The organism is Microbacterium sp. str. 'China' (assembly GCF_002993305.1).
Taxonomy (GTDB): Bacteria; Actinomycetota; Actinomycetes; order Actinomycetales; family Microbacteriaceae; genus Microbacterium; species Microbacterium paraoxydans.
In genome coordinates, this window is the sequence record NZ_CP027434.1 from 2,477,626 (window position 1) to 2,489,753 (window position 12,128).

General features: G+C 69.3%; 10 protein-coding genes. 1 reads left to right on the top strand and 9 read right to left on the bottom strand.

Features of this window, described 5'->3' with window-relative positions:
• Window positions 1–32: 32 nt before the first annotated feature.
• The 6 genes from mmsB to rsmA form a co-directional block, all read right to left on the bottom strand.
• Entirely contained in the window at window positions 33–1,403 is a 1,371-nt protein-coding gene (mmsB, locus tag C6C15_RS11945; RefSeq protein ID WP_025105620.1) for a multiple monosaccharide ABC transporter permease, read from the bottom strand.
• The gene (gene mmsA / locus C6C15_RS11950) at window positions 1,400–3,013 is read right to left on the bottom strand and encodes a multiple monosaccharide ABC transporter ATP-binding protein (protein WP_442789448.1); all 1,614 of its coding nucleotides are present in this window, start codon (window positions 3,011–3,013) and stop codon (window positions 1,400–1,402) included. The genes mmsB and mmsA overlap by 4 nt, the downstream gene beginning before the upstream one ends.
• A gap of 60 nt (window positions 3,014–3,073) precedes the next feature.
• Entirely contained in the window at window positions 3,074–4,087 is a 1,014-nt protein-coding gene (locus C6C15_RS11955) for a LacI family DNA-binding transcriptional regulator (RefSeq protein ID WP_082750126.1), read from the bottom strand.
• Between the two features lie 119 nt (window positions 4,088–4,206).
• Window positions 4,207–5,139: a 4-(cytidine 5'-diphospho)-2-C-methyl-D-erythritol kinase gene (locus C6C15_RS11960; protein WP_105950204.1), complete on the bottom strand. Its 933-nt coding sequence runs from the start codon at window positions 5,137–5,139 to the stop codon at window positions 4,207–4,209.
• 7 nt (window positions 5,140–5,146) lie between these two features.
• Window positions 5,147–6,214 (bottom strand): L-glyceraldehyde 3-phosphate reductase, encoded by a 1,068-nt coding sequence (mgrA, locus tag C6C15_RS11965; protein WP_105950205.1) that lies wholly within the window; start codon window positions 6,212–6,214, stop codon window positions 5,147–5,149.
• 9 nt (window positions 6,215–6,223) lie between these two features.
• Entirely contained in the window at window positions 6,224–7,093 is an 870-nt protein-coding gene (gene rsmA / locus C6C15_RS11970) for a 16S rRNA (adenine(1518)-N(6)/adenine(1519)-N(6))-dimethyltransferase RsmA (protein WP_060922916.1), read from the bottom strand.
• Between the two features lie 27 nt (window positions 7,094–7,120).
• Here rsmA and C6C15_RS11975 point away from each other — a divergent pair, with 27 nt between their 5' ends.
• On the top strand, window positions 7,121–8,407 hold the full coding sequence (locus tag C6C15_RS11975) for an MFS transporter (RefSeq protein WP_105950206.1): 1,287 nt from the start codon (window positions 7,121–7,123) through the stop codon (window positions 8,405–8,407).
• Here the strand turns inward: C6C15_RS11975 and C6C15_RS11980 are convergent.
• The 3 genes from C6C15_RS11980 to C6C15_RS11990 are packed head-to-tail and all read right to left on the bottom strand — an operon-like array spanning window position 8,386 to window position 12,120.
• Complete coding sequence (locus C6C15_RS11980) at window positions 8,386–9,306, bottom strand: TatD family hydrolase (protein WP_105950207.1); 921 nt, start codon at window positions 9,304–9,306, stop codon at window positions 8,386–8,388. The two genes, C6C15_RS11975 and C6C15_RS11980, sit on opposite strands and share 22 nt — an antisense overlap.
• 17 nt (window positions 9,307–9,323) lie before the next feature.
• Window positions 9,324–10,901, bottom strand: coding sequence for a methionine--tRNA ligase (gene metG, locus C6C15_RS11985; RefSeq protein WP_105950208.1), 1,578 nt, complete (start codon window positions 10,899–10,901; stop codon window positions 9,324–9,326).
• Window positions 10,902–10,950: 49 nt separating this feature from the next.
• Window positions 10,951–12,120 (bottom strand): glycoside hydrolase family 1 protein, encoded by a 1,170-nt coding sequence (locus tag C6C15_RS11990; RefSeq protein WP_102209046.1) that lies wholly within the window; start codon window positions 12,118–12,120, stop codon window positions 10,951–10,953.
• Between the last annotated feature and the right edge of the window lie 8 nt (window positions 12,121–12,128).

The window sequence follows — 12,128 nt, forward strand, 5'->3', positions numbered from 1 at the left end:
TCCCGTCGCGCCTGCGTTGCGCGACGCGGCCCTTACTTTCCGCGCGTCTCCTCGACGGCGGGGGCTTCGTACTTCTGACTGGTGGGGTAGTTCGTCTTCGTGGGATCGAACGTGTCGGTGGCCGGATCCTGCTTGCGGCCGAGACGGCGCGTGAGGAAGCCGATGATCGACGGACGGCCCTGCTGCTTGTTCCACACGTCGACGCCGACGGCGAAGAGGAGCACGAGGCCCTTGATCATGGAGACGACGTCGGCACCGGCGCCGAGCAGCGCGAGGCCGTTGTTCAGGAACGCCATCACCAGACCACCGATGATCGAGCCGATCACCGTGCCGATGCCACCGGAGACGGCCGCGCCGCCGATGAAGACGGAGGCGATCGCGTCGAGCTCCCACCCGTTGCCGTCCTGCGGGCCCGAGGCGGTCGCCCTGGCGACGTAGATCATGCCGGCGAGCGAGGCCAGGACCGACATGTTCATCATCACGAAGAAGTCGACCCAGCGGTCCTTCACGCCCGAGAGGCGCGCGGCCTGCCGGTTGCCGCCGACCGCGTAGATGTGGCGGCCGAAGACGGTGTTGTTCGTGATGAACGAGTAGAGGATGACGAGAGCGAGGAGGATGACGCCCGAGATCGGGAAGCTCGTGCCCTCGCGCCCCGTGGCGAACAGCCAGCCGGCGACGAGGATGACGGCCGAGATGAGGACGACCTTCGTCACGCTCACCCAGAGCGGCGCCATGTCGGAGCCCATCTTGCGCTGGATGCGCCGGGTGCGGATCTCCCAGAACACGATCCATGCGACGCCGGCGAGCGCCAGCAGCATGGTCGGGATGTTGAACGGCAGCGGCAGGGCGATCTCCGGCAGATAGCCGGCGCCGATGATCTTGAAGCCCTCCGGCACGGGTACCGACTGCGAGTCGCCCACCGCCTGGTTCGCGCCGCGGAAGAACAGCATGCCGGCCAGCGTCACGATGAACGCCGGCACCCCGACGTAGGCGACCCAGAACCCCTGCCAGGCGCCGACGAGCACGCCGACACCGAGACCGAGGAGGATGCCCAGCGGCCAGGGGAGGTTCCAGTCCTGCATGGCCTTCGCCACGACGATTCCGGTGAACGCCGCCACCGAGCCGACCGAGAGGTCGATGTGCCCCATGATGATGACCATCACCATGCCGATCGCCAGGATCAGGATGTACGAGTACTGGTTGACGACGTTGATGAGGTTGCCGGAGGACAGCGTGAGGCCGGTGCCCTTGAAGATCCACGTCAGCACCTGGAAGACGACGAGGATGACGACGAGGCTGCCGAGGATGCCGAACTGACGGAGGGTCGACTGCCCTCCCCCGAACATCTTCGTGATGTCCTTGAAGTGGAAGCCGCGCTTCGCGGTGGTCGAGTCGGTGGTCATGCGGATGCTTTCTGGGTCGCGGACGTCATGCTGCGCATGAGGTCTTCGGGGGTCGCCTGGTCGGCCGGGATGCAGTCGGTGACCCGGCCTTCGAACACGGTGTAGATGCGGTCGGAGATGCCGAGCAGCTCGGGCAGCTCGCTGGAGATCACGATCACGCCCTTGCCCTGGGCGGCGAGCTCGTTGATGATCGCGTAGATCTCGTACTTGGCTCCGACGTCGATGCCACGGGTGGGCTCGTCGAGGATCAGCAGGTCGGGGTCAGTGAACATCCACTTCGCCAGCACGACCTTCTGCTGATTGCCGCCGGAGAGCTTGCCGACGCCCTCCTCCACCGACGGGGTCTTGATGCGCAGCGTCTTGCGGTAGCGCTCCGCCACCGCGAACTCCTCGCGGGAGTCGACGACGCCGTTGTGCGCGATCTTGGAGAGCTTCGCCGCGACGATCGACCGCTTGATGGTGTCGAGCAGGTTGAGCCCGAGCACCTTGCGGTCCTCGCTCACGTAGGCGAGGCCGTGCTTGATCGCGGGGGCGACGTCGGGGAGCTCGATCTCCTGGCCGTCCTTGACGAGCGTGCCGGAGAGGAACGTGCCGTAGGAGCGGCCGAAGATGCTCATCGCCAGCTCGGTGCGGCCGGCGCCCATGAGGCCGGCGATGCCGACGACCTCGCCGCGACGGACATTGATGCTCGACCCCTTCACGACCATGCGCTCGGGCACGGTGGGGTGCTGGACCCACCAGTCCTTGACCTCGAAGAACACCTCGCCGATCTCCGGCGTGCGGTCCGGGTAGCGGCTCTCCAGCGATCGGCCGACCATGCCGCGGATGATGCGGTCCTCGTTGATCTCGCCGCGGGAGATGTCCAGCGTCTCCACCGTGCGGCCGTCGCGGATGATCGTGATCTCGTCGGCGATCTGCTCGATCTCGTTGAGCTTGTGGCTGATCATGATCGACGCGATGCCCTTGGCCTTGAGCCCGAGGATCAGGTCGAGGAGGTGCTGCGAGTCGTTCTCGTTGAGAGCGGCGGTGGGCTCGTCGAGGATGAGCAGCTTGACGTCCTTGTTCAGCGCCTTGGCGATCTCGATGAGCTGCTGCTTGCCGACGCCGAGGGTCTTGATCGGCACGTCCGGGTCCTCGTCCAGACCGACGCGGGCGAGGAGCTCGATGGTGCGCTCCTTCTGTGCCTGCCAGTCGATGCGGCCGAAGCGACGGATCTCGTTGCCGAGGAAGATGTTCTCGGTGACCGAGAGCTCCGGGATGAGCGCGAGCTCCTGGTGGATGATGACGATGCCGGCCTGCTCGCTGGCCGCGATGTCCTTGAAGCGCTGCTCCTGGCCGTACAGGAGGATCTCGCCGTCGTACGTGCCGTACGGGTACACCCCCGAGAGGACCTTCATCAGCGTCGACTTCCCGGCGCCGTTCTCGCCGCAGATCGCATGGATCTCGCCGGCGCGGACGGTGATCGAGACGTCGGCGAGCGCCTTGACTCCCGGGAACTCCTTGGTGATGCGGCGCATCTCCAGGATCGGGCCTGACACGGTCGGCAACGTTGCTGTGGTGCTCACGGATCTTCCTCGCGACGTGCGGTCACCTTCGATGTGACCGTTCACATCGGTATATCGTCGTCTTCCGCGGGAGCGGTGTCAAGTCCGCGGCGTGTTTTCGTGTCGCTACCGTGATGCAGCGGATTCGCGCGCCCGCAAGAGGGTCTGCAGCGGGCCGAACGCGGGGGCCTTCTCGCCCCGGATCTCGGCGAGGAGGATACGCACGGCACGCCGCCCGAGCTCGGGGAAGTCCTGGTGCACCGTGCTCAGCGTCGGCGCCACGTGCGCGGCGACGGGGATGTCGTCGAACCCGATCACGCTCACGTCGTGCGGCACGCGCACCCCGGCGTCGCGGAACCCGTGCAGCAGCCCGATGGCCATGAGGTCGTTGGCCGCGAACACCGCCGTGAAGTCGCGCCGCAGCGAGAGCTCCTTGCCGGCGAAGTACCCGAAGTCGGCCGTCCAGTCCCCGCGGATCGGCGGGAACGTGGGCAGGTCGGCGTCCCGGAGCGCATCCAGATACCCGCGCATCCGGGACTCCGCCTCGATCCAGTCCTGCGGCCCGGCGAGATGGAGGATGTCGCTGTGGCCCAGCGCGATCAGGTGCTCGGTCGCCGCCTTCGCCCCCGCCACCTGGTCGGCGGAGAGGCTGACGCCGTCCGACCCCGAGGCGGTCTGCAGGGTCACGAAGGGCATGGTGACGTTCATGCCGCGCAGGACATGGAAGACCCGCACCTGCGGCGCGAGCACCACGATGCCGTCGACCTGCTCACGTTCGAGCTGGCGGACCGCGTTGCCGATCGCCTCCGGCGTGGTCGCGGGAAGGTTGAGCGTGGAGACCGAGTAGCCCTCCTCGCGCGCCGCGTCCTCGATGCCGGCGATGGACGACGTCGGCCCGAACTCGCCGATCGTCGCGGAGAGGATGCCGAGCATGTTCGACTTGCTCGTCACCAGCGCGCGCGCCGCGAGATTGGGACGGTAGTCGAGCACGGCGATCGCGTCGAGCACCTTCGCCTTGGTTTCCGGGCGGATGCTGGGATGGTCGTTGAGCACCCGGGAGACGGTCTGATGCGAGACGCCGGCGAGGCGGGCGACGTCGCGGATGCTCGGCATGCGGGCACGCTCGGAGGAGGTGGACATCCAGCCTCCTCGCGTGTGCACGGTCACATGACTACTTCATTATGTCTGTGATGACCCGCCGGGTGCACCTCGACCGCGATACGCTCCTCGCGGCTCGGACGCGCGGGAATGGGGCAGGTTCAGCCGACGATGCGGGCTCCCGGCACGGCGCCGTGCACATGCAGCGGATCGAGACCGCCCTCGCGGAGAGCCGTCTGGACCGCCTGCGCGGACTCGGGATCGGCGCAGAGGAGGGCCACGGTCGGCCCCGAGCCAGACACGAGACCGTGCAGCGCACCGGCCGCGACCCCGCGTTCGATGGTCCGCGCCAGATCCGGTCGCAGGTCGAGCGCGGCCGCCTGGAGATCGTTGTGGAGTGCGTCGGCGAGCTGCCAGGCGTCTCCGGTCCGCAGCGCCTGCAGCACCGGGATCGGCACGTCGAGCGAGAGCGGCGGATCGTCGGCGAGAGCCCCCTCCTCCTCGCGCAGCTCGTCGAGCCGGGTGTACACGGCGGGGGTGGACAGCCCGTCGTCACTGGTCACGAGCAGCCAGTCGAAGCGCCCGCGGGCGAGCGCCGGTTCAGCTGATTCGCCGCGACCGGTGCCGACGGCAGTGCCGCCATGCAACGCGAAGGGGACATCGGCACCGAGCCGCGCGGCGAGGTCGTGCAGCCGCGCAGCGGAGAGTCCCGTGCCCCACAGAGCGTCGCAGGCGACCAGAGCGGCCGCGGCATCCGCGGAGCCCCCGCCCATGCCACCGGCGACCGGGACGCTCTTCCGGATCTGCAACGCCACCCCGCCCGGATGATCCGTCGCCATCGCCAGCAGCTTGGCGGCCCGCATCGCGAGGTTCCGGTCGTCGAGCGGAACCGAGCCGTCGTCCTCCACCCCGGTCACCGTGATCGAGAAGTCGTCGGCGGCCCTGGCGATCACGTCCTCGTACAGCGACACCGCCTGGAAGACCGTCGCGAGGGCGTGATAGCCGTCGTCGTGGCGCCCGCCGACGCCGAGGTAGACGTTGATCTTCCCCGGCGCGCGCACGTGCACGGACCCGGAGGACGCGGCGAGGCTCATGAGCGGGTCACAGGTCCGACGAGGTCGCCCACAGGTTGACGTCGATGGCGCCGGCGAGCTCGTCGATGCGGCGGAGCTCCTCGTCGGTGAACGCAGGACCGTCGAGGGCGGCGAGGTTCTCGTCGAGCTGCTCCGTCCGGGAGGCGCCGATGAGCGCCGAGGCGACCACCGGAGTGCGCAGCGTCCACTGCAGCGCGAGCTGCGCGAGCGACTGCCCCCGGCCCTGCGCGACCTCGTTCAGCGCCCGGAGCGTCTCGACGGCCTCGTCGGTCAGCTTGCCCTTCGGCAGCGAACCCCGCTGCTGCGCGCGCTCGGCCGTGCCGTCGCCGAGGTACTTGTCGGTGAGGAGGCCCTGGGCGAGCGGGGTGAAGGCGATGGCGCCGAGGCCCGACTCCTCCAGGGTCTGCGTGAGGCCGTCCTCGATCCAGCGGTTGAGGATCGAGTACGCGGGCTGGTGGATGACGAGCGGCGTGCCCAGCTCCTTCGCCACGGCGACGGCCTCGGCCGTGCGCTCCGCGCTGTACGAGGAGATGCCGACGTAGAGGGCCTTGCCCTGGCGGACCAGGGTGTCCAGCGCCCCGACGGTCTCGGCGATCGGGGTGACCGGGTCGACACGGTGCGAGTAGAAGATGTCGACGTAGTCCAGCCCCATGCGGGTGAGCGACTGCTCTGCGCTCGCGAGGATGTACTTCCGGCTCGCGTAGTCGCCGTACGGTCCGGGCCACATGTCCCAGCCGGCCTTCGATGAGATGATCAGCTCGTCGCGGTAGGGACGCAGGTCCTCCGCGAAGATGCGGCCGAGGTTCTTCTCGGCCGAGCCGTACGGCGGGCCGTAGTTGTTCGCCAGGTCGAAGTGCGTGATCCCGTTGTCGAACGCGTGACGCAGGAGCGCCCGCTGGTTGTCGAGGGGGATGTTGTCGCCGAAGTTCCACCAGAGGCCCAGCGAGATCGGGGGCAGGTAGAGGCCGGAGGCGCCCACCTGACGGTAGGCGAACCGTCCGTAGCGGCCCTCGTCGGCGGCGTACGGACGGTGCAGTTCGGGGACGTCGGGGCGGAAGCGGGGGGAGTCGGTCACCGTGCCAGATTAGCCGCTGACGCCGGAACCCTCGATCGCCGTTGCGTGCTGGGCGATCCGCTGGTAGTCGTCGACCGTGAGGTCCTCCCCGCGGGCGGTCGGGGCGACGCCGGCGGCGGTGAGCACCTCGGTCGCCGCGGCCGAGCTGCCGAAGAGGCCGGAGAGGGCCTGCCGGAGCATCTTGCGCCGCTGGTTGAAGGCCGCGTCGACGATGGCGAAGGTGCGCCGGCGCTCCTCCACCGAGCCGCGCTCGCCCTCGGAGCGGTCGAAGCCGACGAGGAGGCTGTCGACGTTCGGCACCGGCCAGAACACCTGGCGGGAGACGTTCCCGGTGAGCTTCCACTCGCCGTACCAGGCGGCCTTGACGCTGGGCGAGCCGTAGATCTTCGACCCCGGCTTCGCAGCGAGCCGCTCGGCCACCTCCGCCTGCACCATCACGACGCCCCGCTGCAGGTACGGGAACGTCTCCAGGAAGTGCAGCAGGACGGGCACCGACACGTTGTACGGCAGGTTCGCGACGAGGACGGTCGGCTCCCCCGGCAGTTCCGTCACGCGGAGCGCGTCCGCGTCGACCACCGTCAGCATCCCCTCCGGCACGCCGTGCTCGGCCGCGGTCTGCGGCAGGCGGGCGGCCAGGCGGTGGTCGATCTCCACGGCGGTGACCGCGGCCCCCGCCTCCAGGATCGCGAGGGTCAGGGATCCGAGTCCCGGTCCGACCTCGACCACCCGCTCCCCCGGCTGCACGCGGGCGGCCTGGACGATCTTGCGGACGGTGTTCGCGTCGACGACGAAGTTCTGTCCGAGCTTCTTCGTGGGGGTGACATCGAGCTCGGCGGCCAGACGGCGGATCTCGGTGGCCCCGAGCAACGTGACGGTCATGCACCCATTCTCCCGTATCCTTCGGGGGTGCCCTCCCTCGGTGAACTGATCGCTCCGCGGCGCCTGGGCAGGGACTTCCGCTGGCTGCTCGCATCGTCGTGGACGAGCAACATCGGAGACGGCGTGGCGCTGGCCGCCGCTCCCCTGCTCATCGCGTCGATGACGTCGTCGCCGATCCTCGTGGCCTCCGGCGCCATCCTGCAGTTCCTGCCGTGGCTGCTCTTCGGCCTGCACGCGGGGGCCATCGCCGACCGCTTCGATCGGCGCCGCCTGGTGATGACCGCCAACGCCGTGCGCGCCGTCGTGCTCGCGGCGCTCTGCGTGTTCCTCGTGACGGGAACCGCGAACATCGGGATCGTCCTCGCCGTCGCGTTCCTCTACGGCACCGCCGAGGTCTTCGTCGACACCGCGGGGAGCACATTGCTGCCGATGCTCGTGAAGCCGGCCGATCTCGGCATCGGGAACGCCCGCCTGCAGGCCGGGTATCTCGTCGCCAACCAGTTCGCCGGACCGCCGCTGGGCGCGTTCCTCTTCGCTGCCGGGAGCGCGTGGCCGTTCCTCGTCGAGGTGCTGTGCGTGACGCTCGCGATCGTCCTCATCTCCCGCATGGCGCGCACGCCCGTCCCACCCCGGGAGACCGAGACCCACCCGCCGGTGCACACCGACATCGCGGAGGGACTGCGCTGGCTGTGGCACAACCCGCCGGTGCGGATGCTCGTGCTCATCATCCTCGTCTTCAACGTGACCTGGGCCGCGCCCTGGGGCGTGCTCGTGCTCTACGCCACCGAGCACCTGCAGATGGGCCCCGTGGGCTACGGCGCGCTCACCACGGCGTCCGCGGCGGGCGGCATCCTCGCGACGCTGAGCTTCGGCTGGCTGGAGCGGCACGTGTCGTTCGCGAGCCTGATGCGTATCGTCCTGTCGCTCGAGGTGCTCATGCACCTCGCGTTCGCCCTCACCACCACGGGCATGGTGGCCCTCGTCATCATGTTCTTCTTCGGGGCGTACGCCTTCGTGTGGGGCACGATCTCCACGACCGTCCGGCAGCGGCTCGTCCCCGCTTCCCTGCAGGGGCGCGTCGCCTCGGTCAACATGGTCGGCGTCTTCGGCGGCATGATCGTCGGCCAGGCCCTCGGCGGCGTCATCGCGCAGACCTGGGGCCTGACCGCGCCCTGGTGGTTCGCCTTCGGCGGGGCGGCGATCACCCTGGTGCTGGTGTGGAAGCCCATCTCGCACATCGTCAGTGCGAAGCCGGTCGCCGAGACGGGGCCGGAGGACGTCGAGCCGGAGGGTCAGTCGGCGAACGAGCCGTAGACGCGGAGGGTGTTCTCGGCGAGCTGCGCGGCGAGCTCGTCCACATCCAGGTCGAGCTCCGCGGCCAGGAAGCGCACCGTGAGCGGCACGAGGTACGGCGCGTTCGGGCGGCCCCGCAGCGGGACCGGCGTGAGGAACGGCGCGTCCGTCTCGACGAGGAGGCGGTCCCGCCAGGTGACCTTCAGCGCGTCGCGCAGGTTCTGCGCGTTCTTGAACGTCACGTTCCCGGCGAACGACAGGTAGTAGCCCGCGTCGGCGCACACGCGGGCCATCGCCTCGTCCCCGGAGAAGCAGTGGAACACGGTGCGCTCGGGGGCCCCGACCCGCGTCAGCGTCTCCAGCACGGCCTCGTGCGCATCCCGGTCGTGGATCTGCATCGCGATGCCGTGCTTCTTCGCGAGCGCGATGTGCGCCTCGAAGGAGGCGAACTGCGGCGCACGGCGCTCCGGTTCGGTGCGGAAGAAGTCGAGCCCGGTCTCGCCGATCGCGCGCGTGCGCGGATGCGCAGCGAGCTCGTCGATCACGGCGAGCGCCTCGTCGAGGCGACCCTCCTCCGCGTACGTCGGGGCGTCGTTCGGGTGGATGGCGACCGCGGCGAGGACCCGCGGATCGGACGCGGCGGCCTCGACCGCCCAGCGGGACGACTCGATGTCTCCGGATGCCTGCACGACGCCGATGACGCCGACCGCCTCCGCCCGGTCGAGCTGCTCGGAGAGAGACAGCCCCTGGGTCCCTGAGCCTGTCGAAGCCTGGGTCCCTGAGCCTGTCGAAGGGCCATCGGCGATCTCGAGGTGCGCGTGGTTGTCGTACACGGGCACCGCGAGGGGTTCCGGGGCCGCCGGATAGGTCCGGTCCTTGCGCCCGTCTCCCGAGCGCTCGCGCACGTAGGTCTCCGCCATGGTGTCCTGCCCGGTCGTCAGGCCGTGGACTCCACGCGCGGGAAGAGCGGCGCGAGGCCGTTGACGCTCGTGCCCGGCTTCAGCACGCCCCAGGAGCCCGCCTCGCGGATCGGCTGGTCCTGCAACCGGCCCAGGGTCTCCGCGGCGCCGAGCGCGATCCACAGCTTCTCGGTCGACTGCGGCATCACCGGCGACAGCAGCACGGCGAGCGCCCGCAGCCCCTCGGCGCAGGTGTAGAGCACGGTGCCCAGACGCTCCCGCTGGTCCTCGTCGCGGGCGAGCGCCCACGGCTCGTTCTCGGTGATGTACCCGTTGAGCGCGTCGACGATGGTCCAGATCGCGGAGATCGCCTCGTCGATGCGGAACTGGCCGATCGCGGCGTCCGCCTTCGTCGCGGCGTCCGCCACGATCTTCTGGATCGCGAGATCCGCCTCGGTGTACTCGGCCGCCGGCGGCACGATGCCTTCGAAGTACTTCTCGATCATCGCGGTCGTGCGCGAGGCGAGGTTGCCGAAGCCGTTCGCGAGCTCGGCCTGGTACCGGGCGGAGAGGTCCTCCCAGGAGAACGAGCCGTCCTGCCCGAACGCGATGGCCGACAGGAAGTAGAAGCGGTAGGCGTCGGAGCCGAAGACGTCGGTGATCTCGGTCGGCGCGATGCCGGTGAGCTTCGACTTCGACATCTTCTCGCCGCCGACGAGCAGCCAGCCGTGCGCGAACACGCCCTTCGGCACGTCGAGCCCCGCCGCCATCAGCAGCGCCGGCCAGATCACGGCGTGGAAGCGCAGGATGTCCTTGCCGACCACGTGGTAGGCGGGCCAGCGGCGCGCGAAGGTCTCCTCGTCGGAGCCGTAGCCGACGGCCGTGGCGTAGTTGAGCAGCGCATCGACCCACACGTAGATGACGTGCGACTCGTCCCACGGCAGCGGGATGCCCCAGTCGAAGGTCGAGCGGGAGATCGAGAGGTCCTTGAGGCCCTGGCTCACGAACGAAACGACCTCGTTGCGCGCCGAATCGGGCCGCACGAAGTCGGGCTCGGTCTTGTAGAGCTCGAGCAGGCGGTCCTGGAACTCGCTGAGCTTGAAGAAGTAGTTCTTCTCCTGCAGCAGCTCCAGCGGCTTGGAGTGGATGGCGCAGACCTTCAGCCCCTCGAAGGGACCGGTGCCGTCGACGATCTCCGACTCCGGCTTGAACTCCTCGCAACCCACACAGTAGAGCGCCTCGTACTCGCCCGCATAGATGTACCCGCGGTCGTAGAGCCGCTGGAAGAACGTCTGCACGTTGGTCTCGTGCCGCTCCTGCGTGGTGCGGATGAAGTCGTCGTTCGCGACGTCGAGGGTCTTCAGCAGCGGGAACCAGCTCTCGCTGACGAGCTTGTCGACCCACTCCTGCGGGGTGACGCCGTTGGCGGCTGCGGCCCGCAGCATCTTCTGACCGTGCTCGTCGGTGCCCGTCAGCATCCAGGTGTCGTCGCCCGCCTGACGGTGCCACCGTGCGAGCGTGTCGACGGCCACCGTCGTGTACCCGTGACCGATGTGCGGCACATCGGAGGGGTAGTAGATGGGCGTGGTGATGTAGAAGGAGTCGCCAGCGGGCATGGGGACAATTCTAGGTGCCCCCATGCCCGTGGTTACGCCGTGCGGCTCGTCAGAGCCCATTGCGGCGGGCGACCTCGCCGAGCCAGGCCAGCGAGGGCTTCGGGAACCGCTCGAAGGTCTCGTGGTCGAAGCCGATGAGACCGAACGTCGGCCGGAATCCGCTCGCCCATTCGTAGTTGTCCAGCGCGCTCCAGTGCTGGTAGGCGCGGACCTCGATGCCGTCGCTGATGGCACGGTGCAGCCCCTCCAGCGCGCCCTGCGTGTAGGCGATGCGGCGGGTGTCGTCGGCCGTCGCGATGCCGTTCTCCGTGACGAGCACGGGGACACCGCCGCTGCGCTCCCACGCGCTGCGCACGCCCAGCTCGAGGGCTTCGGGGAAGAACTCCCAGCCCGTGAGCGTCGTCTCCACGTCCGGCGACACCGGCAGTGGCCCCTCCGGACCGATGAACGTGCGGGTGTAGGCCTGCACGCCCACGAAGTCGTCTCCGGCGGACTGCTCCAGGTACCAGTGGTCGCGCGGGTCGCCGTACGTCGCGAGCATCTCGTCGGCGCCGGGCTCACCGGTGGAGTGGAAGGCCTGGGTGGCGATCGTCCAGCCCGCCTGCACCCCGGGAACCGTGTGCAGGATCTCGGACGCGCGCCGGTGGGCCGTCAGCAGCGTGTCCGCGACGCCGAGGTCGGGATTCGGCAGGCCGTAGGCGACGAGGTTCGCCGCATCCTCGCCTCCGGCCAGCATCGCCGCGATATTCGGCTCGTTGATGGTGCACACGTAGCGCACGCCGTCGAGGATCGGCAGCACGGTCTCCACGTAGCGGGAGAACAGGTCCACCGCGTCGTCGGCACGCCAGAAGCCGTCCTTCTGGAACCACTGCGGCACCGTGAAGTGCATGAGGGTGACCGTCGGGTCCAGCCCGTTCTCCCTGGCGGTGTCGATCATGCGGCGGTAGTGGTCGAGCATCGCCCGCGAGACGAACCCGCGCTCCGGCTCGATCCGCGCCCACTCGACCGAGAACCGGTAGGAGTTCAGCCCGGCCTCGGCGAGCAGCCGCATGTCCTCCGGGTAGCGGTGGAAATGGTCGGCGGCGTCACCGGAGGGCTCGACCATGGGCGAGTCGGGGGCGTGTTCCATCGCCCACCAGTTGCTCGTGGTGTTGTTGCCCTCCACCTGATGGGCGGCGGTCGCGGCGCCCCAGAGGAAGCCGTCGGGGAATGCGAGCACGGATGCGC

Excerpts from the sequence above, each read along its gene's own strand:
- rsmA (WP_060922916.1), bottom strand. The coding sequence starts at position 7,093 with ATGACCGTCACGTTGCTCGGGGCCACCGAGATCCGCCGTCTGGCCGCC.
- C6C15_RS11955 (WP_082750126.1), bottom strand. The coding sequence starts at position 4,087 with ATGTCCACCTCCTCCGAGCGTGCCCGCATGCCGAGCATCCGCGACGTC.
- mmsB (WP_025105620.1), bottom strand. The coding sequence starts at position 1,403 with ATGACCACCGACTCGACCACCGCGAAGCGCGGCTTCCACTTCAAGGAC.
- C6C15_RS11960 (WP_105950204.1), bottom strand. The coding sequence starts at position 5,139 with ATGAGCCTCGCCGCGTCCTCCGGGTCCGTGCACGTGCGCGCGCCGGGG.
- C6C15_RS11980 (WP_105950207.1), bottom strand. The coding sequence starts at position 9,306 with ATGGCGGAGACCTACGTGCGCGAGCGCTCGGGAGACGGGCGCAAGGAC.
- metG (WP_105950208.1), bottom strand. The coding sequence starts at position 10,901 with ATGCCCGCTGGCGACTCCTTCTACATCACCACGCCCATCTACTACCCC.